The following is a 25606-nucleotide window of genomic DNA, read 5'->3' on the forward strand; positions in this document are numbered from 1 at the left end:
AAGCAGTTCTTGTAGCTGCTGCCGTCGCCGAGCACGCCCCAGGGGAAGTCGCCCATCCGGTTCGCCTCCCAGCCCAGGCGCAGGATCGCGTCGCCCGCCCCGACCTTGACCAGGCCCTGGCCGATCTTGCGGATGTGGGCGTCGAAGGCGCCGTTGGCGCACTGGGCGAGCTGGCCGCGCGCGCTCGCCGGCAGGAGGCCGACGCCGAGCACCGGCTTGGCGCCCAGGGCCACCACCCATTTGACGAAGCTGGTCTGGGTGAGCTCGGCCCAGCCGTAGCGGTGGGCAAGGAACACGGTCTTGACGTCGAGCTTGCGGCCGCGCCAGGCCTCGAAGTCGGCGCCGGCGCTGGAAGCGCCCGAGGCCCAGGGCAGGCCGGAGCGCTTGCCGCCCCAGATGCCGCCGCTGCCGGCCGACGTGCCGGTGATGGACGTGGCGGCCGCGAGCACGGGGGCCGGACGTTGCGGGCGGCGGCCGGGCAGCGCCGGGTCGAGGCAGGCGGGACCGCCGTCGAGCCGGGCGCAGGCGCCCACGGGCTCCAGCGCCGTGGGTGCTTGCGGGTCGGGCAGGGCGAGCGCGCGCGGCGCCGTTTCGGCGGGATCGGGCGAGGCCAGGGGTGCCGTGGCGCCGGTGGTCGCCGCCGCGGCGGCGCCGGCGAACGTCAGGAACGCGACCAGGGCCGCGGCGCGGCCGAGGGTGCCGGGAAAGGATCGATGCCTCTTGCCAAGGAAGATGAGCATCCGTTGCTCCCCGTGTGTCGTTCTCGAGGCATTCATTCTCGTCCGCCGTCTCTCGGCAGGGCGGCTCGAGGTGCTTCTACCTCAACCTTGGAGGGGTATGGAGCGGAAAATTGTTCATCTTGGTATTTAAAGCAGACCACACCGCCGTGGCCCCGCCGTCCCGGCCGCGAGGAGGATGCGCGCGGGCCGGGCTCCCGGCCCGTCCGTCTTCCCGAGCTCGTCAACAGGGTCATCCCGCCCCTTATCCCACGACCTGGGGACAACCCGGCCGGCGCGCCCGCCGGCGTGGCGCTGCTGCCACGGACGCGCCGGCAGGGAACCCGGCTCTTGATCGGAGGTTGACCCCGGCCGAGAGCCTGGATGCGGCGGGAGATGGCAGCGATGGCCGAGCACGAGTTCTGGCGTGGCGAGCGCGCCGAGCGCTGGCGGGTCATGGAGCAGATGGAGGAGGACCGGGCGGCCCGCCACCGCCACGTCATGCGCGACGAGGGCGGGGAGGCGGCGTATCGCCGCCGCCGGCGCGAGCAGGGGCAGCGCGACCGGGAGGCCGACCCCGGCCAGCGCGGCCGCGGGCCGAAGGGCTATCGGCGCGCGGACGCGCGCATCCTCGAGGATGTGAGCGACCGGCTCACCGACGATCCGTTCGTCGACGCCAGCGAGATCCGGGTCGACATCGAGGACGGCGAGGTCACGCTCAGCGGCACGGTCGACCGGCGCGAGGCGCGGCGGCGGGCCGAGGACATCGCCGAGAGCGTTTCCGGCGTGCGCTACGTCGTGAACAAGCTGCGCGTGCGCCAGCCGGGCGGCAGCGGTGTCGTCGGCTGAACGGTGGGGACGACGCCGGCGGACGATGAACGTTCTGCTCGACGAGCCATGGGATCAGGACGCCTTCGAGGCATCGAGACGCCGGCCGGGCGCGCGGCCGGGCCGAGGGCCGCCGGCGGCGAAGGCGGCCGCTCCTGCCACGCAGGCCGGCGTGTCCCGGAATCGGCGCACGGGGCTCCGGCGTCGGCGGCAAGAAAAAGTTTCATACTCCCGCAATTGCAGCACCATGCCGCAGCGGAACGGCTCGAGTTCATCTTTGACGAACATGCGCGATGGTCGTTTGCTGCTCTTGCAGACGAAGAGCCGAGCGGCAAATCGGTCCTGCGGTTCTCCTCCACGATCACCGGGAGACGGTGATCGCTGCTTTGCGGCCGGAAAGTCGTCCCACCGGCGACTTTCCGGCCGCCCTCTCTGCCGGCGCCGGCCGCCAGGCAGCCCTCTTCCCGGCACTCGCGAGCCGCTGCATCCGTCCCTCACGGGCAGGATCGGCCCGGCGCCCGGCCGCTGCTTTTGCCATAAGGGCGCTTAGCCGACCGCGGCGCGCCCGCCGCCGGCCCGAGCGAGCCGGCGATGCCGAGGGCCATGGCCCGAGGGGCGGCCGCCGTTTTCCCGGTTGCGACCCGGCCGAACGAGGCATAGCGTATCGGGCCACAGGCAACGACCAGGAGGAGGACGGAGCCCCAAAAGCAAACGGCCCCGAGTGAGCACCGCCACCCGGGGACCGCCACACACATACAAGATCAGAACCGGTAACTCCGATCTTGTCGGCGCTCCCCCGAAACCGCAAGCGAAAAATGCGAGGTGCTCGCCACGGGGCCGCTTTGCCCGAAGGCATCCGAAAAATGCCATGGCCCAAACCGCACCCAAGCTGCACCTCGTTACGACCCGTACCGCCTCGACCGGCTACGCCCGCGACGCCTGGTTCAGCCACGTCATCGAGACCTGTGCCGGCAGGATCAGCGGCGTCGAGCTGGCCGTGCTCGGCGAGCTGCTGCGCCAGGTCCACGACGCCGACGGCTGGGCCGAGGTGAGCTACGAGAGGCTGGCGCGGCGCACCTTCTTCGCGGTCAAGACCGTCCGCAACGCCGTCCGGAAGCTCAAGGAGCTCGGCCTCGTGGCGCCCGAGCTGGTCGGGAAGCGGCGCTCCCCGACGGGCCAGGGCAGGGACCGGCTGCGCTACCATTTCCCCGCCATGCACGCCTTTCTGGCCGGGCGCCGGGCGCGCCGCGCCGGTGCGCCCGGCGCCGCCCGCGACCCCGGTCGCGGCGACCATGGTACGAGCGACCATGGTACGCGGCCGCGGCCGACCCTGGTATCTCGGGGTCGAAACTCGCCCCCTCTTAAGAACCAAGAATCAGAACCAGACGCGCACGCGCGCGAGGAACCCCATCTGGAAGAGACGCAGCGCCGGCTGGCGCACGAGGCTCCCCCGCTCGCCCGAGCGCTCGACGGCTGTTCTCTGGAACTGGCCGGCAGGGAGCTGCGGGTCTGGATGCCGCCGCGGCTCGAGGCGGTACTGCGGGCTTCGGAAGGCCGGCTACGGGACGCGCTGCAGCGCTGCGGGCTCGGCGATCTGCGGCTGGGCCGGCTCAGCGAGCGGCCGCGGGGGAGCGATGCCCGTGCGTGACCGGCCATGCGGGCACGGCCGGAGCGGGACGACCGGACCGGCGCCGGAAGAGCGCCGCAGACGACACCCGGCGGCGAGGCCCGCTCACCAGAACAGGCTGAGCACGAGCAGCCAGAGCACGCTCGAGAAGGTGAGCGCCGAAACCAGACCGCGCGCGGGATCGCCGATCGCGTCGTCCCCGGCCGGCCGCGCCCGGCGGGAGGCCCGGCGCGGATCGTCCTCCTGCCGGCCGGAGGCGGGAGGCGGCTTCCGGGCCGGCCGGCGCGGGGGCGGGGCGGGCGGCCCGAGCAGGACGGCGACCAGCAGGAGCGGGATCATCGTCGCCTCAGCCGGGCAGGAGCGCTCGGGCCGGCGGTGCCGTGCCCGAGCGGGTGACGGGCCCGCGGCGGCACGCGCCTGCGGCGGCCGCGAGCGGGGCGAGACGGGGAAGCGGGGCCATCGCGGTTCCCTCCTGGCGACCCTGATGGGCGGCTCGCCGCAGCGCGACCATACCAGCCACGGCCGGCGCTGCCGAGACCCGGCCCGCTGCCGGCCGCGGCAACGGGGGCGTTTGCGCGCGGCCGCCACGACCGGTATGGTCGGAAGCGATGTCCGGTGCCGGACCGGGCGGGACGCGCCGTGGCGGCGGCCGCATGACGGATACCGGGACACGAGGGTATGCTCGCGCACGGCGGGGGCTCGCCTCGCGGTGGTCTTGCGGCTTATCGTGCCGGCCGCACCGCTGCCGCCGCGCCGGCGCCTTCCGGCCGGAACCGACGGCCTCGCCTGAGCCGAGCGCCTCGTTCCGGGCGCCCGCACCTTCCTCCAGCCGGATCCTGCCTGCCCGATGTCGACCGTGCTCTCCCGCCCCGCCCTCGCCTCCGCGGCCGCGCCGGCCGGCGCGCGCGGCTTCTTCTCGCCGTGGCGCTATCTTGTCGACTTCCTGTCCTTCGAGGGCATCGTCGTCGCCTATCTCTACTCCAACACCTTCCAGTCGATCCTGCCCAAGCCGCCGATCGACTCCACGGTGGTGTTCTTCCTGCTCAGCATCGTGGTGGCGCTGGTGATCGTGCTGCGCGAGGGCGTCTACCTGCCGGGGCTGCTGCTCGCCGTCTCCTTCGTGCCGTTCCTCGCCTGGTTCGCGCTGAGCTGGACCTGGTCGCCGTCCAAGATCTACGCGCCGAAGTCGATCATGCTCATGAGCACGGTCAATCTCTGGAACCTGCTCGCCGCCGGCATGATCATCGCCCACAGCCGCGCGCGCATGCTGCGCTTCTTCAAGCTCGTCACGGTCCCTTCGGTGATCGTGGCGCTGATCGGGCTCTACATCTACTTCAAGTACGGCTCGTTCAAGTTCGCGGGCTGGGACTGGGACAGCGAGGGGCGCGTCTACAACGAGTGGGGCCGCGGCGTCGCGAACGGGGCGATCGTCATCCTGTTCATGTGCCTGCGCTCGCGTTTCCTCTCGCTGCGGCAGATCGTGCTCGGCGGGCTGCTGCTGCTCTGCGCCGGCTTCGTCTTCGTCTCGAGCAGCCGCAGCGCGCTGCTCGTGTTCGTCGTCCCGGTCGTCCTGTTCCTCCTCGTCCACATGGCCCCTCTCGGGCGCGCGGGCTTCGCCATCTCCCGCGCCCAGCTCTTGCTGCTGCTCCTCGCCACGGCGGCGGCGGTCAGCATCGCCCTGCTGATGGCAGCGGGCACGCGCATCGATTCGATCGGGCGCCTGCTCAAGGTCTTCCAGCAGGCCGAGAACACCGAGATCGTGCTCGGCCCCAACCGCTGGGCCTATTACGGTGCGGCGATCCGGTTCTTCCTGCAGGCGCCCATCATGGGCAACGGGATCCGGAGCTTTTCGATCCTGTTCCGCGGCTACGAGCAGGAGGGCACCCACGCCCACAACTTCGTCCTCGAGATCCTGACCGACACCGGCATCGTCGGCCTGGTCCTGTTCGGGCTCCTGCTCTACATGGCCCTGCGCCGGGTGAGCCTGCGCGGGCTGCGCCACGATCCCTTGCTGCTCTGCGCCACCATGTTCCTGGTCGGCCGGGTCGTGGCGGCGCTGCTCGGCACCGAGCTCAACGGCCAGTACTACCTGTTCTTCGCCATCGGCCTCATGGCGCTGCGGCCGGCCCGGGCCGAGGACGCGGCGGAGACGGACGAGCCCGCGGCGGCGCCGGCCGCCGCCTGGCCCACGTCGTCCGGCGGCGCGCGCTGAGCCGCCTTGCCCGCAGACGCGCCGCCGCCCGGGCGCCGCGCGAAAACGGCTTTACTCCGGGACGCGCTCGGCTAAGACGGCCCGGTGGCGATCCGGCCTTGCGACCGCGTGTGATGAGGGTGATGGATGCTGTCCTCGGCAACGCTCGACGATCAGGTCGCCGACCGGGCATGGCGGCTCCGGCTCGAGCCGCTGCTCCTGGTGCTCGCCGCCGGCCTGCTCTACACGATCCATCTCGGCCGCCTGCCCAACCCGGACGAGCTGCACCACGTCATCGCCGCGCACGGGCTCCTGGTCGACGGCCGGCCTTCGATCGCTGAGGGAATCTACACCCGCGGCCTTCTGTACACCTGGCTCGTCGCCGGCAGCTACGCGCTGTTCGGCCAGGAGAGCCTCGCGATCGCCCGCTTCCCGTCGGTCGTGTGCATGGCGCTGCTCGTGGGCGTCCTGTTCGTCTGGCTCCGGCGCGAAGCGGACCGCCGCGCCGCTTGGCTCGGCGCCGTCCTGTTCGCGGTCTCGCCGTTCGCGGTCGACATCGCCCAGTTCGCGCGCTTCTACGCGCCGCAGTGCCTGACCTTCTTCGTCGCCGCGATCCTGCTCCACGCCGCCGTGCTGACGCCGGCCGGTCTCGCCCGGCGCGCCCTGCTGGCCGGCCTCGCCCTGCCCTGCCTGCTGCTCGCGCTCCATCTCCAGCCGACGACCCTGATCGGCCTCGTCGGCATCGGCGTGTGGGCGGCGGGCTGCTTCGTCCTGCCCTGGCTGGTCGCGCCGGACGTGCCGCCCGCCCGGCGCCGCGCCATCGTCCTCGGCCTTCTGGGCGCCGGCCTCGTCCTGCTCGCGGCTCTGTGGCTGACCGGCATCCTGGGCGACCTCTGGCACCGCTACCGCTGGACGCCGCTCTTCAACCGCAAGGAGCAGGAGCAGTTCTGGTACTATCACGCCTGGTTCAGCCTGCTCTACCCCACCTTGTGGCCGCTCACCGGCCTTTTGGGCCTCGTCGCGGTCGCGGCCAGGCCGCGCGCGGCGGCGTTCGCGCTCGTCACCTTCGCCGTCGCCTTCCTCCTGAACTCGCTCGCCGCCGCCAAGAGCCTGCGCTACATCGTCTACGCCCAGCCGTTCCTGTTCGCGGTCTGGGGCATCGGGCTCGCGAGCTTGTGGCCGGGCCTGCGCGCCGGCGCGCGGCACCTGCGGGCCGAGCTCGCCGACCGGCTGGCGTTCTTGGGCCCGGCGTACCGGCCCTTGGGCGGCGTTCTGGTCGCAAGCGGCCTGCTCTTCCTGCTGCTCGCCAACCCGTTCTGGCTGCGCACGGCCTCGCTCCTCGCCGACATCACCGTCCCGCCCGAGCAGCCCGCCCCCGACTGGCCCAAGGTCAAGGCCGCGCTCGAGCCCTGGGTCGCGCGGGCCGACATCGTCGTGACCACCGAGGAGCTCGCCACCCTCTATTTTCTCGGCCGCTACGATGTCCGCTTCAGCCCCTCCAAGCTCGAGGAGCTCGACCGCGACCAGCAGCACGAGTTCGGGATCGACTTCCGCACCGGCCGGCCGGTGATCGCGACCCGGGAATCGCTCGAGCGGATCCTCGCCTGCTATCCGACGGGCATCGTCCTCGGGCCGGAAGCGAGCTGGAACCACCCGATCCTGATCACCCCCGAGCTCGCCCGCCTGATCCAGGCCCACGCCGAGCCGATCCCGCTGCCGCGGGACAGCCACGTCTTCGCCTATCGCTGGGCGCGTCCCGCCGACACCGCGCCGCCGGCGGCGTGCGCCGGCCTGCCGAGCTTCGCCCACCGGAAAACGGGCAGCCCATGACGCACGCGCCGGCGGAACGCCTCTCGCCCCGCCCGACCTCCTGGCGCAGCCGGCTGCGGGCGCTCGCCGTCCGGCTGCTGCCGCATCGCGCCCTGTTCCTGCTGCGCCGCCTCGCCGCCCGCTGGCGCCCCGAGGACGAGCCGGAGCTGGCGCTGGTGCGGGCCCTGGGCGATCCGCGGCGCGCCTTCCTCGACGTCGGCGCCAACAAGGGGCTCTATCTCCAGGCGGCGCTGGGCCGGTTCGCCGAGGTGCTCGCCGTCGAGCCGCATCCGGGCCTGGGCGAATATCTGCGCGCCTGCTTCGGTGCGCGGGTCCGGCTCCTGCCCGTGGCCCTTTCCGACCGCCAGGGCAGCCTGCCGCTCTACTTGCCCAAGGCCGAGGGGCGCGAGGTGACGAGCCGCGCCTCGCTGCAGGAGGACGCCAATCCCGGCTTCGTCCTGGACCGCGTCGTGGTGCCGGTCGAACGGCTGGATGCGCTCGATCTGCCGCCCTTGGCCGTGATCAAGATCGACGTCGAGGGCCACGAGTTCGCGGTGCTGCGCGGCGGCCTCGCCCGCCTCGAGCACGACCGGCCGGTGCTCGTGGTCGAGATCGAGGAGCGCCACCATCCGGGCGGCTCGGACGGGATCGTGGCCTTCCTCGAGCGGCTCGGCTACGAGGGCCGCTATCTCGAGCACGGGCGGCTGCGGCCGCTGGCCGGCCGGGCGATCAAGGAGCTGCAGGACGCGAGCCGGGCCAAGCGCTTCGACCGGCAGCGGCAGAGCGGCTACATCAACAACTTCGTCTTCCTGCACCGGGACGACCGCTGGGCGCGGGGCCGCCTCGTGGCCGCGGGCTATCTCGGCGCGACGGAGAGCACGGCGGCGTGAGAGTCCTCCTCGTCGATCCGCCGCTGTTCACCCTGCCCTACGACCTGCATTTCGCCCGCGCGCTCGCCGCGACCGGCGCCGAGGTCGAGCTGGTCGGGCGGCCCCTGCGCGCCTACGAGCCGGTCGAGCCGGCCTGGGGCGGCCGGCTGCGGCCGCTGTTCTACCGCCGCGCCGAGCAGCGGCGCGCGGACTGGCGCAGCTCGCGCGCGACGCAGGCGCTGAAGGCCATGGAGCACGCGCTCGGCTGGTGGGCGGTCGAGCGGCTGGTGGCGCGCCGCCGGCCCGACGTGCTGCACCTGCAATGGCTGGTGCTGCCGGCGGTGGACGGCTTCTTCCTGCGCCGGATCGGGCGCCGCGTGCCGCTGGTGCTCACCGTGCACAACGCCTCGCTCACCGCGCACGGTGCCGCCGCCCTGGTCGGCCGGCTGGGGGCGCGGCTGCAGACGGCGGGCCGAAACGGGATCTTCGGCCTGTTCGACCGTTTCCTCGTCCATACCGAGCAGACCAGGGCGCATCTCGTGCGCGCGGGCGTGCCCTCTGCGCGGATCGAGGTCCTGGCCCACCCGCCGCTCGCGCTCGCCCCGGCCGCCGCGCCCGCGCCGCCGCGGGCGGCGGGGCCGGTCCGGATCCTGTTCTTCGGCGCCATCAAGCCCTATAAGGGGGTGGACGTGCTGGTGCGGGCCGGGATCGAGCTCATGCGCACCGTACCGGACTGCCGGATCGACATCGTCGGCCGGCCGTTCCAGGATCTCGCGCAAGAGCGCGCCCTGATCGCGGCCGCCGGGCTCGCCGAGCGCTTCGGCTTCGATCTGCGCTACGTTCCGGACGAGGACCTCGCCCGCTACCTCGCCGAAGCCGACATCGCCGTCTTCCCCTACCGCGAGATCGACGCGAGCGGCGCCTTCGCGCTCGCCGTGGCGCAGGGTCTGCCGGTCGTGGCGAGCGCGATCGGCGTGTTCGCGGAGCCGCCGGCGGCGGACCATGTCTGCCTGGTGCCGCCGGGCGACGCCGCCGCCCTGGCCGCGCAGTTACGCGCGCTCGTCACCGATCCCGCGGCGCGCGCCCGGCTCGCGGCCGGCAGCCGCCGGCTCCAGGCGAGCCTCGTCTCCTGGCAGGGCTTCGCCGCGCGCTGCCTCGAGCTCTACCGCGCCCTCCCCCGCCGCCGGCCTTAAGCCTTCCTTCACGGCTCCGGCGCTAGCCTCGGGCTTGCGGGCGCGAGCCGGGCCGGGGCCGTTCGGCATCCCGGCTTTCTCCCGCCGCCGAGACGACGAGGAAGCCGAGCCGATGCTGATCGAGGCGCGCACGGTGCCGGATGCGCTGCAGGAGCCCGCGCTGCGCTGGTGGCGCGGCGCCCGGTTCACGATCGGCTGGAAGGGCCATTGCGTCTTCGGCCGCCGCGAGGCCGGCGCCGCCACCATGGCAGCGCTCGCCGCCGCCCTCGAGCGGCGGCCGCTGGCCGAGCTCTGCGGCGAGCTTCTGGGCGTCTTCGGCCTGTTCGTCTGGGACCGCCGCACCGGCACCTGGCAGGTGGCGTGCGACAATGCCGGCTTCTACAAGATCTTCCACGACGAGCAGCGCGTCGGCACCGATTTCCTGGCGCTCGCCGCCGCCCGCGGGGCGCGCGCGGCCGAGATCCCGGCCGAGGCCATGCTCGAGTTCGTGGCGCACGGCGGCCTGTTCGGCGGGCGCACCTTCCTGCCCGAGGTGCAGGAGCTCGCCGCCCACGAGGTGCTCCTGCTCGGGCCCCCGGCGCCCGGCCGGCCGGGCCTGCGGCGCGTCAAGAAGCGGCTCGACGAGCCCGCGACCGTCGAGCCCGACTTCCTGCTCGACCATTTCGACCGGCTGGTTCCTTCCTTACGGCCGCGGCGGCTCAGCCTCGACCTCACCGGCGGCTTCGATTCCAGGCTGCTCGCCGCGCTTGCGAGCCATCACGGCCTCGTCTTCGAGGCCGCCACCTCGGGCGAGCCGGGCTCGCCCGACGTCGCGATCGCCCGCCGCGCCGCCGCCGTCCTCGGCGTGCCGCTGCACGTGACCCGTCAGCACGGGCTCGACCGGCTCGAGGCGGAGCTGCCGCGGATCTTCGCGGAAGGCGGCGGGCTCACCGACGTCTACAAGTTCCACCGCGACCGGGCGGTGGCCCTCGCCCGCCTGGCACGCGGGATCGAGCTGTTCCTGCACGGTGCCGCGGGTGCGATCTACAAGGACTTCTTCGTCCACCACGAGTTCCCGTTCTACCACCGCACCGAGCCGGACCTCGCCCGCTTCTACCGCCTGCGCGTGGCCCCGGTGCAGCTGCCGGCCGCCTGTCTGACCCCCTGGGGCCGCGAGCTGCACCGGGCGATCGTCGCACGCACCCTCGAGCGGTTCGCGGTCCAGCGCGCCGCCACCAACCACGCCACCTACGATCGCATCGCCTACTTCGTGCGCGCCCCCGAGGATTACGGCCACCAGCTCTCGAGCTACGTCAATCTCGGTCTCGACGTGGTGGCCCCCTTGGCCGAGCACGGGAACGTGGTGCGCGGTATCAGGCTCTCCTCCTGGTCGCGCTGCATGCACGGCTTCCATCGCCGCCTGATCACCCGGTTGCGGCCCGACCTCGCGGCGCTGCTCACGACCGACGGCTACAGCGCCTCCACCGCCCTCGCCCATCTCCCGGGCGATCTTCTGGGCTACGGCCGCAACGAGCTGCGCCGCGCCCTCGACAAGGCGAGCCAGCGCCTGATCGGCCGCCGGCTCTGGGGCAAGGCCGGCGACCGTCAGCTGAACGCCCCGGATTTCGTCGACCGGCTGCGGGCCACCCGGCAGTTCGAGGCCGCGCTCGAGCTGTTCCAGGCGCGCGGCATTCTCGCCCCGGGGCTGCGCCCGGAGCAGGTGCGCGAGCCGCATGTCGGGCGGATGATCACGGTCGGGATGTGCGTCGCGGCCTTCGATGCCGCCGGCGGCGCGCGCGCCGGGGCGGCGCGGCGCGGCGTGGCGGTGGCCGCTTCGTCCTGAAGCCGTTCGCGTCCGACGGGAAAAGCCCTCCCCCCGCCCGTGCGGCTCGCCGGGGCCGCGCCGCCATTCATGAGCTGCTCCCGCCAGAGCGGCGTAGCCGTTCTGGCGGGAGCACTGGCCAGCGAGAGGGTAGGCCGTCACCCCGAGGGTTCTGGCGCGCTCCTGCTGCGTGGCAGCGATGGCGGTCGGCTCGGGCGCGTGCTTCGGCAGGGCGCCTGCAGGCGGCGTGCCCGCCGCGGGTGGGGGCGCCACCTTCGCGCCGCGCCCGGCCCCGGTCGCCGACCGGTGGCAGCGCTTCGCCGCCGCGATCGCGCGCCGCCGGGGCCGGTGCTGGAGCCGGCACGGGCTGGCGGCCTCCAGAGCAGCGGCGGCCGTTTGCCGCCCGGCACGATCCCGAGCCCGGTTCGGCGCTTGCTGGCGGCGGCGGCGCGCCGCGCCACCGTGGGCCCGCCGTCGCGGCAGAAGGCCTCGCCGCGGCCCTGGCGCGCCCTTCCGGACACCGGCGGCGGCGCGGCGCGCGGCAGTGCCTGGCCGCCCGGCCCCTTGCCCGCCGCGGGCGCTCGATGCCTTTGCCGATCACGGGCTGGCCGGACCGCCGGCGGATCGCCGGCGCGGCCCGGCGCACCGGCAGCTGGTTCTCGAACCCGAGATAGCGCCGCCGTGCGCCGGCGCGGTCGGTCAGATCGGGATCGAAGGCGGCCGCCGCGGCGAAGCGGGAATGCGCGATCATGGCCTGCCGCCGGAAGCGGTTGCGCTTGTGCGGCGACCCGCTCGAGCTGCGCGCCGTCGGCCGCGCGGGCCCGCGGCCGATGCGAGAATGCCCGCGGCCGGCACCGGACTCGTGCTCGCCCGTGGCGGGATTTCTCGGGACGGCGATTTTCCGACAGCGGAAAATCGCCGCGGCCTCAGGCGTAGCCGAGCCGGGCGCGGGTCCGTGCGGTCTCCCCGGCGATCGCCTCTTCCTCCGCCGGGGTGAAGCCGGGACGGTAGTAGGTGGGCTGGCTCAGCCGCGCCGCCATGGCGGCGAGCGCCGCGGGGGTGGCCGGCAGCCCGGCGTGGGCGAAGACCGAGGCCAGCGTCGCTTCCGGCCGGTCGCACAAGTCCTCGTAGCGCACGAGCAGGACGGCCGCGGCGAGCGCGGGATCGGCCTCCCGCTGGTCGAGGACGAAATCGTAGAGCATCGCCCAGTAGCGCGCCCAGCCGCGCGCTTCCTCGCCGTCCCGCCAGAGCTGCTCGATCTGCCGCACGGCCTCCTCGTCGCCGACGTTGATCACCCGCCGGTCGAGGCCGAACTCGTAGTGGCCGACACGCTGCATGTGCCTGAGGATGCGCGGATCGCGGCTCTCTTCCGCGCAGAACAGGCGGTGCTGCTTCATGAGCGACGCGACGTGCCAGAGCGGCTCGCGCACCGGTACCACGAAGCGCGCATCGGGAAACAGCTTCTGGAGGTAGGCGAAGCGGGTGAGGTTGTAGTTGCCCTTGGAGAGGTAGCGGCCACCGCCGCGCACCAAGAGAATCTTCTTGAGGTGATCGACGTAGAACCGCTCGAAGGCCGGGTTGCTCGTGGTGCGGTCCAGGACCTGGTTTTTCCGATTGTCGTGGCAGCCCGGAAAGAAGCGCATCCACAACACCTCCTCCATCGCCTCGGGGCTGTCCGGGGTGACGAGGATGCGGTCCTTGTGCGCGCGCTCCGTGGGCGGCGCGTCCGTGCGGTAGACGTGGGCGAAGGCGCGGTTCCAGAACAAGGGCGTATAGACCGGCGGGAAGTCGCGGTAGCGGTGGGTCGCGACCCCGGGTTGGCACGCCAGCAGCTCGAGCAGGATGGTGCTGCCCGAGCGCGCGATGCCGGCGACGTAGATCGGCCGGTCGATCCGGACCCGGTCGAGCTCGGCGCGGTGCGCGCTGCTCTCGAGCTCGCCGAGCTTCTGCCAGAAGCCCGCCGTGCGGTCGATGAAGGCGCCGAGCCGGTCGAGCCAGCCCGGCATCTCCATGCCGCCGGCAGCGGCCGTGTCGGGTGCGCGCGTGCTCAAGGCAGGCTTCTCCGGCTCATGGGCGCTACTCGATCCGGAACGCGACCTTGATGGCCAGGGAGGCGACCAGCACCGAGAGGAAATAGACCGCCTCCCAGCCGCCGAGCCAAGACGGCACGCCCGGGATCAACATGCGGGGCGGGAGAGCGAAGCTGATCGCCTCGATCGGTGCATCGGCGCGGACATAGCCGGCCTCGTCGCCCCAGAGCCAGTTCCACCAGGCGCGCTTGCGGACGGTGGTGGCGGGCACGTCCGCGGGCGGCCCGGCATAGACCAGGCCGTGCGCGTCGAGAAAGCGCACCGGGCTGCCGGGGGCGGGCCAGCGCAGGCGCTCCCCGTCGCCGTCGCGGACCAGGGCTTCCGCCGGCTCGACCGCGATCCCGTCGAGCGCGGGGGCGAAGCTCACCGGCACGGGCGTGCCGGCGGCCGGGAGCTGGTAGCCGTAGGGGCCGCTCGAGAGCCAGGCGATCACGACCAGAAGCGGCAGCGAGGAGAGAAGGGCGGGCCCGACCACGATGCCGAGGAGCCCGAGCGAGACGGCGAGGTTGCGCCGCGAGAGGCGCATGGTCTGGGCGAAGTCGTCCTTGGCCGCCTTGAGCGCCGCCTGGAGCTGCCGCATCTCGGCCTTCCGGGCGCGAATCCGCGCCTGGTCCGAGAGCAGCCCGTAGAGCCCCATCGCCAGCGCCCCGCTCAGGGCCCCGAGGACGACGAGGCGCAGGACCGGGGGCAGGAAGCCCAGGGCCGCGTCGAGCGCGGCGAGAACGGGGTAGAACAGGTTGAGGACGCCGTTCAAGGTGCGGTCTTTTCCCGCGCGCCGGCCGCAGCACCGTTCTGCGCCGGCGCGGTCGGCGCGGCGGGAACGGCGCCCTTCCGGAAGCGGCGCATCAGCGCCCGGATCGGCCAGAACAGGACGGCGCCGATCGCGAGCAGCACGGCGACGACGACGCCCCAGAGCGCGCTCAGCATGGTGATGCCGGCACCCGGGCCGATATAGGCCAGGGCCGGGCCGGACGCGGTCAGGCCGAGCAGCAGCAGCAGGCAGGCGGGCGCGAACGACAGGTTGCGCATGATCCTCGTACTCCGGCTGATCGGCTCCGGCGTTTCGGTGCCGAAAGCGGGCGCGCGGCGGGGCAGGTCGGCGCGCCGGGCACGCGCGGCAAGCGTGATAAGCCCCAGCAGCGAAACGGCGTCAAGAAGCGCAAGAGCGCGCAAGCGCGACGAAGCCATCTTCTGCTACGTCCTTCGGGAGCAGGACGACCCGTCCGGGCGGGTCCGTCTTCGCTTCATGCCGCAAGCGCCGGGAGTTCGCCAGGGTGACTCCTGCCCCATCCTGCACGCCTGGCGCCGCGAAGGATCCGGCACCCGCGTCGGGATGGGGCGAGCCGGCCTCCGGGAGGCACCACGCCCCCGTTGCAAGCCGTTTTTTCCTCTCCCTGGCGCCCGTGTCGGACTCCGCGCTCGGGGACGAGCCGCGGCCTCTCTACAGCAAGAAAAGTTAGATTCTTAAGTTAAATAAGTTAGAGGGCGGGATTCGCCTGCAAAATCAATGGGTTAACCCCGATTTGGGTTCGCGATAGCACGAGCCGCGGTTCGCGATAGCACGAGCCGCGGGTTCGCGATAGCACGAGCCGCGGGGAATCGGTCCACAATCGGCCCACAAGAAATCAACAGAGTCATCCACAGGGATGGAAATCCTAGGCTTCCCCGCCGCGCGGGAGCGCCGCCCCCTGGTCGGGCGCGGCCGGCGCCGGGCGGGCGGTGAACTCGACCATGGTCCGCTCCAGCCGCTCGCGCGGGAGCGCCTCCTCGGGCACGGCCAGCCGGGCGCGGTAGTCGGGAATGGCGTCGCGCTCGATCGCCTTCGAAAGATCGTGCTTGAAGCCCTTGAGTTCGCGCAAGGACCCGCATTTCTCGGCGAGGCGGGGGAGGGCGATCGCCCAGCGCTCCTGCTGGCCGAGATGTTTTCGCGCCAGCTCGTAGAGCCGGCGCTCGAGCCCCATGCTGAGCTGGAAATAGGCCGGGTTGATGGTGAGCACGCGCCGGTCCTTGACGATGGCGCGGAACATCCACTGATTGAGGGTGACCTCGACCGCGGCCATGATCTTCTCGCCGGCGCGGCTGCCGGTGCGGATCTCGCGCTCGAGCACGCGCGCGTTGTCGATCCAGCCGAACGTGGTCCATTCCCGCTCGCCGCCGGCCTCGAGCGTGGTGACGATCGAGGTCGAGCGCAGGCGGAACAGCGCCTCCAGGAGGCGCTGGTAGTCGTGCTTGCTGGTGTTGCGGCCGGTGAGCTTGAGATAATCGTGCGCGGACAGGGTCACGGTGCGCTCCACCGCCATGCCGCGCTCGAGCCGCTCGTTGATCAAGGAGGCGACGTAGATCAGAAGATCCTTGTCCCAGATCGTGGCGATGCCCTTGGGGCCGGGCCGGACCTCGATCTTGACCTTGCCGTCGTCGTAGACGAGCGGCTCCATCCGGGGCTGTTTCTGCAGCGAGAAGAACGGGAACTCCATCAGCGCCCGGTCGTCCTTCAAGGGCGCGTTGATCAGGCTCTCCAGGAAGAGGTCGACCTGGGTTCCCGCCAGCTTGCTTCTCCGCGCGGCCCCGGCGCGCCGCCGGCCCGGCCGGGAAACGGTTCGCGATGGCACGAGCCGCGATCCTTATAGCGTCCGCGCCGGCCCGCGTCGAGCCCGGGCCGCCACGGCCCGGGCCGGGACGCCTTCAGATTGGGCGTATTATCGACCATTAATTTCTTACATGGTATAGCTATTCTACTTCATGGTCAAAGATCGGCCGCGTTCCTGCCGGCCGCCGGCGGCTTCGGTTCGCGATGGCACGAGCCACGGTTCGCGATGGCACGAGGCACCGGCCGGAAGGCCGCCCGCCGCCGCCCTTCCGGCCGGGTCGGCACTATAGGACTTCAGGGATAGGACTTCAAGGACAATCGCCGCGGCGCTACGGCGGTCTCGGCAGTAATATTGAGATTTATCAGCATTTTAGTCGAAATCGGCTCGACTCCCTTCTGTTGACAAGCTTTTAGATTAAAAACCTATATTAGGGCGGAACTCGTTGCGGAGAGGAACCCGCCCGTGCCCACCGCCCAGCCCGACCGAACCCTCGCCCGCCTCGGCGTCCCGGTCACCATCGCCGTCCTCGCCAACGATGCCGGCAGCGGCCTCACCGTCACCGGTTACACCCGGCCCGCAACCGGGACGCTCGTGCTCAACCCGGACCAGAGCTTCACCTACACCCCTGCCGCCGCCGGCCAGGACGGCTTCACCTACACGGTGCGCGACACCACGGGGGCCACCGCCACCGCCACCGTGACCATCACCGTCGAGCGGCCCAATGCCGCGCCCGTCGCCGGCGACGACGCGCTCCGGGTCACGGCCGGCGGCAGCGCCGTGGTGCCGGTGCTCGCCAACGACGCCGACCCCGACGGCGATGCGCTCGCCATCGTCGCCCTCGACGCGCCCGGGCACGGCTCGGTCCGGATCGAGCCCGACCAGACGCTGCGCTACACGCCGCAGAGCGGCTTCACCGGCCAGGACGGCTTCGCCTACACGGTGAGCGACGGCAAGGGCGCCACCGCCAGCGCCACCGTCACCGTCACGGTGACCGCCGCCAACGCCCCGCCCACGGCCCAAGCCGATCGCGTCGCGACCACGGCCGGCACGGCGGTGACCATCGACGCGCTCGCCAACGACGACGACCCCGACGGCGATCCGCTGGCGCTCACCGGCATGACCCTGCCGGCGCACGGCCAGCTCGCGCTCACCCCCGATCAGGACTTCGTCTACACGCCGGCGGCCGGCTTCACCGGCCAGGACGGCTTCGCCTACACGGTGCGCGACGGCAGGGGCGGCAGTGCCAGCGCCGCCGTCACGATCACGGTCGAGCGCCGCAACACGCCGCCGGTGGCGGCGAACGACGCCGCCGCCACCGGCGGCGGCCAGCCCGTCACGCTCGATCCTTTGCGCAACGACAGCGATCCCGACGGCGATCCGCTGCGGCTCGTGGCGCTGACCGTGCCGGCCCACGGCCGGATCACGGCCAACCCCGACCAGACCGTCACCTACACGCCCGATCCCGGCTTCACCGGCCAGGACGGGTTCACCTACCGGGTGAGCGACGGGACCGCCGCGAGCGAGGCCGCGGTGACGGTGACGGTGGCCGCCCCGCCGCCCGCCACCTGGCCCAACGGCTATCGCTGGCGCCGGCGGCTGGTGCTGCCGCCGCAGCCGGTGGCGGGCGAGACCGCGGACGGCTTCGTCGTCCTGATCCGGGAAAGCGGGGACTGGCTGCGCACCGTCGCCGGCGGCGGCCGGATCGAGAGCGCTTCGGGCTTCGATCTCCGCTTCGAGCTCGGCGACGGCACCAAGCTGCCGCACGAGCTCGAGCGCTACGACGGGGCCGCGGGCGAGCTCGTCGCCTGGGTGCGCGTGCCGGGCTGGCGCCTCACCAGCCGGCGCGAGCTGTTCCTCTACTACGGCAAGGCGGGGCTCGCCGCCGCCGAGGCCGATCCGGCCGCGACCTGGCGCGACTATCTCGTGGTCTGGGACACCGCCACCGGCCGCGACCGCTCGCTGCAGGGCCGCGACCTCGTGCCCGGCAACGTCGCCACCGGCAGCCTGATCGGCACCTGCGGCAGCTTCGACGGCCGAGCCGTCGCCACGCGCGGCGATGCAAGCTTCCTCGACGGCCACGATGCGCTCACCGTCCAGGCCGTGATCGCCGCCGACGCCGCCATGGTCGGCAGCGATCACGGCATCCTGAGCCAGTGCGCCATGGGCGAGGTCGAGTTCGCGGCCGGCCTCAACCTCGATTTCCTGTCCCGCACCACGAGCGGGGCCACGAACGTCATCAATTTCCGCGTGCGCTGCACGGACGGCGGCACCTACACGCTGAGCGCGGCCGGCAGCCACCGCACCGGCCCGCAGCTCGTCCACGGCGTCTGGCGCAAGGGTGCGGCACCCGAGCTCTATCTCGACGGTGCCTTGAGCCCGCGCACCAACACCGCCCCCCCGGTGCGCAACGGCAGCACCAAGATGGCAGCACCGGGTGCGCTCTATCTCGGTGCCGGGGCGCGCGACACCGCGGCCGGCGGCTGGCGCGGGCTGATTGACGAGGTGCGGATCCGGAGCAGCGCCTTGAGCGCGGCCTGGATCGCCACCGAGCAGGCCAATCTCGCGGCGCCGCAGGCCTTCTACGGCCTCGGCGGCGAGGACGCGGCGGACGATGCCGACGGCGCCCCCACGGCGCTGCCGTGCGCCGTCACCACCGGCGTCGGCAGCCACGTCGACATCGACGTGCTGGCGGGTGTCCTCGATCCGGACGGTGGCGCCCAGCTCACGCTCGCCGCGGTTGGCACCGCGCTCCACGGCAAGACCGCGATCGTCGGCAGCGTGGTCCGCTACACCCCGTTCGCCGGCTATCGCGGCACGGACCGCTTCACCTACACGGTCGCGAGCGGCAGCAAGCGCAGCACCGGCACCGTCACGGTGACCGTGGCCGCGGCCCCGCCTAGGGCGGTGGACGACACCGCCACCACCGTGGCCGGCCAGGCCGTGACCGTGCCCGTGCTCGCGAACGACGGCGGCAGTGGCCTGACGCTCGCCGCCGTCGGCGAGCCGGCGCACGGCAGCGTGACGAAGAACGCCGACGGCACGCTCACCTACACGCCCGATCCCGGCTTCGCCGGTGTCGACGGCTTCACCTACACGGTCGCCAGCGGCGACGCGGCCGCCACCGGCCGGGTGACGGTGACGGTGCGCGCGAGCGCGGCCCTGGCGCCCTACGCCTACCACCACAAGCCGCCGGCATCGCTCCTGCCCGCCGGCGACGGCGACATCGTGGTCTGGAACGTGCCCACGACCGGCGGCACCTGCCCCTATCAGGGCGATCCCGGCAAGGTGCTGCTGATCGCCGGGCCGGACGGGCCGCTCGAGGGCAACCTCGTCGCCGAGAACCTGCGCTTCAAGGCGGTGTTCCTGATCGGCGTCACCTGGCGCAAGAAGGGCACCACCATCGCCACCGCCCCCTCCGGCGCCGCCGTCAAGGGCGGCGACTACACCCGGATCAGCTTCGCCGCCGGGCTGGGCCTGCGCCCCGTCCTGTTCGTCGGCAACGTCGATCTCGACTGGCACACGAGCGAGCCCACGGTCTGGGGCGATTTTCTCGGCATCGGCAGCAAGGGCGAGCCGCTCGAGCTCTACGTGCAGAAGGTGAAATGCCGCAAGGGCTCCTACGGCTTCACCGACAAGATCACCGGCTCGTTCAGCCCGCACGCCGATTTCCTGCAACCGAAATACGGCGCCCTCGGCGATCTCTTCTTCGCCGACTGCGATCTCGCCTGGGGCTACCAGCACCTCTTCTGCCAGAACCCCAACGACATCGTGCCGGCGAACGCCAGGCTCTTCCTCGAGGACGTGGTGTTCCGCCCCAACCCGTTCGCGCCCACCATCTACGGCGGCAGCGGCGCCTACAACCAGACCGTCTACGTCCATGCCATGGGCGTGCTCCAGGGCAAGGTGATCGCGAACGAGGTGGCGGCCGGGCGCTACTGGGCGCAGTTCTCCGAGAACGTCACCGCCATGGCGCACCCGAGCTTCACGAGCGGCTTCGGCGCCTACATGAACCCGGCGCAGACCCCGGCCGGCAACGCGGCGATCGCGGGCAGCGAGGTCCGCTTTCCGGATTACAAGTCGCCGAGCCACGCCGACAAGGTGTTCAACGGCAACTGGCGCTGGAACGTCGAGCCCACCGCCCCGGTGGTCGCCGACGCCGAGATCGGCCACACCGTCCGGATGACGACCGCCGCCGGGCTGCGGCGGATCCTCTCGGGCGCCGGCGGCTAGCGCCGGCCGGGTCACGTGCCAGGTGGCGGCGAGGAAGAACAGGAAGGCCAGGGTGGTACCGATGCTGTAGAGCGCCACCGTCGTGCGCAGCGACAGCGCCAGCCAGGCCCCGAGCGCGAAGCTCGCCGCGAGGGCCAGGGTCGTGAGCAGCGAGGCGACGAGGCGCAGGTTCTGCCGGCCCAGGACGTTCAAGGTCTGCGAGATCGGCACCACGACGAAGCGGGCGAGATGGAGCGGAACCAGAAGTTGCACCATGATGCCGGCCTCGCGCCAGGGCTCGCCGAAGACCAGCGCGAACAGCGGCGGCCCGGCCAGGAGCAGCGGCAGCATGCCGACGAGGCCCAGCGCCGTGAAGCGCAGCGCGGTGCGCCGGAACAGGCGGTAGATCGCGGCGCGCTCGGCCTGGGCGATCTCGCCCAGGAACACGTTGCTGCCGGCCTCGGCCAGCATCCGCACCGGCATGCCGGTGATGCGCTGCCCGAGCCCGAACCAGCCGGCGGCGACCGGCCCGTGCAGCACGGCGACCAGGACCGCGGGCAGCATGCTGGCGACACTCTCGAGCAGGGTCGCGGGTGCGGTGAGCAGAGGATAGCCGCGGTGCGCTCGGGCCTGGGCGCGCATCCGCCGCCAGCCGAGCGCGCGCAGCAGCGCCCGATCGGCCGGCCCGAAGCTGCGCCGGAAGACGAGGCAGCGGGCGATGGGCCCCAGGCTGTAGCCCAGGACGAGGGCGCCCGCCCCGCCGCCGAGCAGGCCGAGGCCGAGCTGGGCGCCGGCTTGGGTCGCGAACTGGACGAGGCTGCTCAGCGCGTTGCGGCGATAGGTGCCGCGGCGGATCGACCAGTGCGACAGGACGAGGCTCGCCCCCCAGAACAGGAGATAGAACGGTGCATACCAGAGCAGGGCGGCGAAGCCCGGCATGCCGAGCCAGGCGGCGAGCGGCTCGCCGCCGAGGGCGAGGACGAGAACGAGCAGGAGGTCGAGCAGCAGCACCGCGCCCATCGCCACCGCCGCCATGGCGAGCGCGTCCTCGTCGTCGCGGCAGACCGGCACGGCGTACTGGTAGCACAGCGTCATCAGCCCGCCGAGGATGGTGGTGAGCGCCGTGAACACGGCGAGCACGCCGAACGCCTCCGGCCCGTAGAGCCGGGTCAGGATCGGCGAGCAGGCGACGAGGAGGAGCTGGCCCGCCATGGTCCCGCCCGAGAGCATGGTCAGGCGGCGGGTGAAGCGGCCTTGCGGCAGGAGGCGGCCGAGCCGGGTCAGCATCGGGCCCGGGCTCCCTCGCCGCGGGGCGCGGGGGCGTGGCCGCCGCGGGCGGCGGCCGGGGCGGGTCGGTTCGCGGTAGGGCTCATCACATGTCTCGCGCGAAAACCCCGCCGCGCCGGGCGGGGGGCAGCCAGCGCCGCTGTCCCGCCGCGCTTCTTACCAGGGTCGAGGAAAGATTCACGGTGGCTTCGATCGTATGCTCGTGGCGGGCGAGGCGTGGCCGAGCCATCGCTGCCGAGCGGGCGCCCAAGGCGCGGCCCGGCTGGATCGGGACGATGCGGCGAGCGGGGTGCATCCTTCCCGGAAGAAGGGCAGGCGGCAAGCCGTTGCCCGAGCCGGATGCCTGCACATCGGCGCCAGCATGCGGCGCGCCGGCGGCCGGTGCGCCGCCGGTCGGCACGCAAACGAAAAGGGCGCGCCGGCGGCGATCAGCGAGCCCATCACGCAAGGCACAATTCAGGCCGGCAGGCGGGTCGCCGCACAAGCGCAACCGCTTCCGGCGGCAGGCCATGATCGCGCATTCCCGCTTCGCCGCGGCGGCCGCCTTCGATCCCGATCTGACCGACCGCGCCGGCGCACGGCGGCGCTATCTCGGGTTCGAGAACCAGCTGCCGGTGCGCCGGGCCGCGCCGGCGATCCGCCGGCGGTCCGGCCAGCCCGTGATCGGCAAAGGCATCGAGCGCCCGCGGCGGGCAAGGGGCCGGGCGGCCAGGCACTGCCGCGCGCCGCGCCGCCGCCGCCAGCAAGCGCCGAACCGGGCTTGGGATCGTGCCGGGCGGCAAACGGCCGCCGCGGCTCTGGAGGCGGCCCTGCTACCCGGCGGGTTAGGCGCGAAATCAGGGGCAGCGCGCCGCCCGGGCGGCTTTCTCGCGATGCCAGCGCCAGGCGGAGCCGATGATCGTCTCCAGCGCGGAATGGCGGGTCGCGCGCGGAATCGGGCAGGGGCCGGTGACGTCGGCGACCAGGCGCGGCGGGTCGCCCGGCCGGCGGGGACCGTAGGTGAGCGGCACCGTGCGGCCGGTGATCGCCTCGGCGGCGGCGACGATCTCCTTGACCGAATAGCCCGCACCCGTGCCGAGATTGGCCTTGAGCGAGGCCCCGCCCTCCAGCAGCCGCTGCAGGGCCGCGACGTGCGCCTCGGCGAGGTCGGCGACGTGGATATAGTCGCGCACCGCCGTGCCGTCCGGGGTGGGATAGTCGGTGCCCATCACCACGAGCGGCGGCCTCGTGCCCAAGATCGCGTCCAGCATGAGCGGGATCAGATGGGTCTCGACCGCGCGCGCCTCGCCGATCTCGCCCTCCGGGTCGGCGCCGGCGGCGTTGAAGTAGCGCAGGGCGGCGTAGCGGATGCCGTAGGCCATGTCGTAGTCGGCGAGGAGCCGCTCGACCATCAGCTTGCTGGCGCCATAGGGATTGACCGGCCGCTGCGGCGCGTCCTCGCGGATCGGCACGGTCTCCGGCACGCCGTAGGTGGCGCAGGTGCTCGAGAAGACGAAGGCGCGCACGTCGTGCGCCCGCGCCGCGTCGAGCAGGTTGATGGTGCCGGTGACGTTGTTGCGGTAGTAGCGGCCGGGCTCCTGCATCGATTCGCCGACGAGCGCCAAGGCGGCGAAGTGCATGACGGCGACGGGCCGGTGCTTCCCGAACGCCTCGTTCACCCGGTTCATGTCCAGGATGTCGCCGACCTCGAGCGGCCCCCAGCGCACGGCCCAGCGATTGCCGGTCGAGAGATTGTCGAAGGTGACCGGCAGATAGCCGGCGGCGGCCAGCGCCTTGCAGGCATGGCTGCCGATATAGCCGGCACCGCCGGTGACGAGGACGACGGGCCGCCCGCTCATGCGCGCTTCTCCTCGATCAGCCTGGCGAAATAGGGGATGGCGCGCTTCAGGCCCTCCTCGAGCGGCACGGTGGGCCGCCAGCCGAGGATCCGCTCGGCGCGGGTGATGTCGGGCTGGCGCTGCAAGGGATCGTTCTCCGGCAGCGGCTTGAACACGATCCTGGACGAGGAGCCGGTGAGCGCGATCACCTTCTCCGCCAGCTCCAGGATCGTGAACTCGCCGGGATTGCCGAGATTGATCGGCCCGGTCACCTCCTCGGGGCTTTCCATCAGCCGCAACAGCCCCTCGACCAGATCGTCGACGTAGCAGAACGAGCGGGTCTGGCTGCCGTCGCCGTAGACCGTGATGTCCGTACCCGTCAGCGCCTGGACGATGAAGTTCGAGACCACCCGCCCGTCGTTGGGGTGCATCCTGGGACCGTAGGTGTTGAAGATCCTGGCCACCTTGATCCGCAAGCGATGCTGGCGGTGATAGTCGAAGAACAGGGTCTCGGCACAGCGCTTGCCCTCGTCGTAGCAGGCCCTGGGGCCGATCGGGTTGACGTGGCCCCAGTACGCCTCGGGCTGGGGATGCACCTTGGGGTCGCCGTAGACCTCCGACGTGCTGGCCTGGAGGATCTTGGCGCGCACGCGTTTCGCCAGGCCCAGCATGTTGATGGCACCGTGGACCGAGGTCTTGGTGGTCTGGACCGGGTCGAGCTGGTAGTGGATCGGCGAGGCCGGGCAGGCGAGGTTGTAGATCTCGTCGACCTCGACGTAGAGCGGGAAGGTGACGTCGTGGCGCAAGAGCTCGAAGCGCGGGTTGGCCATGAGATGGGCCACGTTCATGCGCCGGCCGGTGAAGAAATTGTCGACGCACAAGACCTCGTGGCCCTGCGCGAGCAGCCGCTCGCACAAGTGGCTGCCGATGAACCCGGCGCCGCCGGTCACCAGGATGCGTTTGCTGGACAAGTCTCTCACGAGGCACCGGATCCTTTGACGACGACGAGGAGGGTTTTGCACAGGATCACCAGGTCGACCCAGGGCGACCAGTTCTTGATGTACCAGTTGTTGAGCTCGATCCGGCGGTAATATTCCAGATCGTCCCGCCCGCTCACCTGCCACATGCCCGTGAGCCCGGGCGTCACCTGCCGGTACAGCTCGAACGCCCGGCCGGTGTACTGCTCGCGCTCGTCCAGCAGCAAAGGCCGCGGCCCGACCAGGCTCATCTCGCCCTTGAGCACGTTCAAAAGCTGCGGCAGCTCGTCGATGCTGGTCTTGCGGATGAACCGGCCGATCGGCGTGATCCTGGGGTCTTGCGCCAGCTTGAAGCTCTCTTCCCATTCCCGCCGCCGCGCCGGGTCGCGCGCCAAAAGCTCGCGCAGCACCTGGTCGGCGTTCGGCACCATGCTGCGGAACTTCAGGGCGCGGAACACCCGGCCCTCGCGCCCGATCCGCGGCGAGCCGTAGAGCGCCGGGCCGCCGTCGAGCCGCACCAAAAGCGCCACCAAGAGCATCAGCGGGCTCAAAAACAGGAGCAGCAGGGACGCGCCGACGAGATCAAACACCCTTTTATAGACCAGCTTGCTGCCCACCGCCCCCGCGCGGCGGTTGCTCAGGACCACAAGGTCGTGGCCGAAGAACTTGTGCAGCTCCATGTCCTTGATCGACACGTCGCGCAGCGCCGGGACGATGCCGTGCGGCAGGCGCAGCCGCTCGTCGACCAGCCGCGCCGCCTCCTGGGTCGCCCTGACCTGGGTGTCGTCGAAGGCGATCAGCACGTAGCGGCAGGCGCCGCTCGCGACCAGGCGCGCCAGCTCCCGCTCGAGGTCGAGCCCCTGGCCGACCGGCAGGCGGCGGGTGATCACCTGGCCGACATAGGGATCGTGGCCCAAGAGCCGCGCCACCTCGTCCATCGCCGTCGGGCTGCCGATCAGGACGGTCGGGCAGCGCCACGGCCCGAGGCGGAACAGGGCGTGCTTGAGGGCGACGCGGGCGAGCACCAAAAGCCCGCCGGCGAACAGCCAGGTGCTGGACAGCCAGATGCGCGACGGCTGGACCTTCAGCGCGAACTGGAGATAGCCGTCGATCAGCGCGGCGATGCCGACCCCGGTCAGAAGCTGCTGCGCCTCGGTGGCGAAGGACTGCCGGGCGCCGTAGTGGCCCTTGAGCGCGAACCACAGGCACAGGCCCGAGCCCAGCAGGTAGAGCTGCAGCGTGCGCTGCGGCAGGAAATCGTCGTAGAAGCTGCCCGGGCTCGCGGCCAGGAAGGTGGTGCGCAGCCAGTCGGTGAGGTGGGTGGCGAGGGTGAACGCCAGGAGCAGGCAGAGCGCGTCGCCGAGCAGCAGCAGCCGCCCGGTCAGCCGCTCCGGCCGCCGCCACGCCCCGGCGCGCGCCCAGGAAAGCGTCCCGGTGCTCATCGGCCGGGCCCCGGGCGGGCGAAGGGCGGAACGACGGCCGGATGGCGGCAGGCCCGATCGGGGATCTGGATCAAGCGGCTTCTCCTCGCCTGCTGCCGGGCGCGGGCCGGCCGTGCCGTGCCCGTCCCGTCCGCGTTCCTGCCAGCTCCGTGCGGCACCGTC

General features: G+C 72.2%; 16 protein-coding genes and 2 pseudogenes. 8 read left to right on the forward strand and 10 right to left on the reverse strand.

The window, feature by feature from the left end:
• Window positions 1-740 (reverse strand): annotated as a pseudogene (locus U1T56_RS22880) (hypothetical protein); the annotation flags it as partial.
• Window positions 741-1121: 381 nt separating this feature from the next.
• Here U1T56_RS22880 and U1T56_RS22885 point away from each other — a divergent pair.
• Together U1T56_RS22885 and U1T56_RS22890 are read left to right on the forward strand one after the other, a co-directional pair.
• Window positions 1122-1565, forward strand: a complete 444-nt coding sequence (locus U1T56_RS22885) for a BON domain-containing protein (protein ID WP_418161832.1) — start codon at window positions 1122-1124, stop codon at window positions 1563-1565.
• 847 nt (window positions 1566-2412) lie between these two features.
• Window positions 2413-3192, forward strand: coding sequence for a helix-turn-helix domain-containing protein (locus tag U1T56_RS22890; protein WP_418161833.1), 780 nt, complete (start codon window positions 2413-2415; stop codon window positions 3190-3192).
• 84 nt (window positions 3193-3276) lie between these two features.
• Here U1T56_RS22890 and U1T56_RS22895 read toward each other — a convergent pair whose 3' ends face one another.
• Window positions 3277-3510 (reverse strand): hypothetical protein, encoded by a 234-nt coding sequence (locus tag U1T56_RS22895; protein WP_418161834.1) that lies wholly within the window; start codon window positions 3508-3510, stop codon window positions 3277-3279.
• A 508-nt stretch (window positions 3511-4018) separates the two neighbouring features.
• Here U1T56_RS22895 and U1T56_RS22900 point away from each other — a divergent pair.
• The 5 genes from U1T56_RS22900 (at window position 4019) to U1T56_RS22920 (ending at window position 11055) form a co-directional block, all read left to right on the forward strand.
• Window positions 4019-5383 (forward strand): O-antigen ligase family protein, encoded by a 1365-nt coding sequence (locus tag U1T56_RS22900; protein WP_418161835.1) that lies wholly within the window; start codon window positions 4019-4021, stop codon window positions 5381-5383.
• Window positions 5384-5509: 126 nt separating this feature from the next.
• On the forward strand, window positions 5510-7192 hold the full coding sequence (locus tag U1T56_RS22905) for an ArnT family glycosyltransferase (protein ID WP_418161836.1): 1683 nt from the start codon (window positions 5510-5512) through the stop codon (window positions 7190-7192).
• Complete coding sequence (locus tag U1T56_RS22910) at window positions 7189-8061, forward strand: FkbM family methyltransferase (protein WP_418161837.1); 873 nt, start codon at window positions 7189-7191, stop codon at window positions 8059-8061. The genes U1T56_RS22905 and U1T56_RS22910 overlap by 4 nt, the downstream gene beginning before the upstream one ends.
• Window positions 8058-9233, forward strand: coding sequence for a glycosyltransferase (locus U1T56_RS22915; protein ID WP_418161838.1), 1176 nt, complete (start codon window positions 8058-8060; stop codon window positions 9231-9233). The genes U1T56_RS22910 and U1T56_RS22915 overlap by 4 nt, the downstream gene beginning before the upstream one ends.
• A 112-nt stretch (window positions 9234-9345) precedes the next feature.
• Complete coding sequence (locus U1T56_RS22920; protein ID WP_418161839.1) at window positions 9346-11055, forward strand: asparagine synthase-related protein; 1710 nt, start codon at window positions 9346-9348, stop codon at window positions 11053-11055.
• 905 nt (window positions 11056-11960) lie between these two features.
• Here U1T56_RS22920 and U1T56_RS22925 read toward each other — a convergent pair.
• From U1T56_RS22925 to U1T56_RS22940, 4 genes are all read right to left on the reverse strand, one after another.
• A complete protein-coding gene (locus U1T56_RS22925) occupies window positions 11961-13085 on the reverse strand; it encodes a sulfotransferase (protein WP_418161840.1) in 1125 nt (374 codons plus the stop codon).
• Between the two features lie 25 nt (window positions 13086-13110).
• Entirely contained in the window at window positions 13111-13878 is a 768-nt protein-coding gene (locus U1T56_RS22930; protein ID WP_418161841.1) for an EMC3/TMCO1 family protein, read from the reverse strand.
• Window positions 13875-14312, reverse strand: coding sequence for a hypothetical protein (locus U1T56_RS22935; protein WP_418161842.1), 438 nt, complete (start codon window positions 14310-14312; stop codon window positions 13875-13877). The genes U1T56_RS22930 and U1T56_RS22935 overlap by 4 nt, the downstream gene beginning before the upstream one ends.
• A 467-nt stretch (window positions 14313-14779) precedes the next feature.
• Window positions 14780-15733: a replication initiator protein A gene (locus U1T56_RS22940; protein WP_418161843.1), complete on the reverse strand. Its 954-nt coding sequence runs from the start codon at window positions 15731-15733 to the stop codon at window positions 14780-14782.
• 441 nt (window positions 15734-16174) lie between these two features.
• Between U1T56_RS22940 and U1T56_RS22945 the strand changes: the two genes are divergently transcribed.
• Window positions 16175-19942: a DUF2341 domain-containing protein gene (locus U1T56_RS22945; protein WP_418161844.1), complete on the forward strand. Its 3768-nt coding sequence runs from the start codon at window positions 16175-16177 to the stop codon at window positions 19940-19942.
• 321 nt (window positions 19943-20263) lie between these two features.
• On the opposite strand, the pseudogene U1T56_RS22950 reads toward U1T56_RS22945, so the two are convergent.
• The 4 genes and pseudogenes from U1T56_RS22950 to U1T56_RS22965 all read right to left on the reverse strand — a co-directional run.
• Window positions 20264-21208, reverse strand: a pseudogene (locus tag U1T56_RS22950) (lipopolysaccharide biosynthesis protein); the annotation flags it as partial.
• Between the two features lie 836 nt (window positions 21209-22044).
• A complete protein-coding gene (gene galE / locus U1T56_RS22955; protein WP_418161845.1) occupies window positions 22045-23046 on the reverse strand; it encodes a UDP-glucose 4-epimerase GalE in 1002 nt (333 codons plus the stop codon).
• A complete protein-coding gene (locus tag U1T56_RS22960; protein ID WP_418161846.1) occupies window positions 23043-23996 on the reverse strand; it encodes a UDP-glucuronic acid decarboxylase family protein in 954 nt (317 codons plus the stop codon). Before U1T56_RS22960 ends, galE begins: the two co-directional genes overlap by 4 nt.
• A 5-nt stretch (window positions 23997-24001) precedes the next feature.
• A complete protein-coding gene (locus U1T56_RS22965) occupies window positions 24002-25444 on the reverse strand; it encodes an exopolysaccharide biosynthesis polyprenyl glycosylphosphotransferase (protein WP_418161847.1) in 1443 nt (480 codons plus the stop codon).
• Window positions 25445-25606 lie beyond the last annotated feature (162 nt).

The organism is Benzoatithermus flavus, from assembly GCF_037908215.1.
GTDB lineage: Bacteria > Pseudomonadota > Alphaproteobacteria > Geminicoccales > Geminicoccaceae > Benzoatithermus > Benzoatithermus flavus.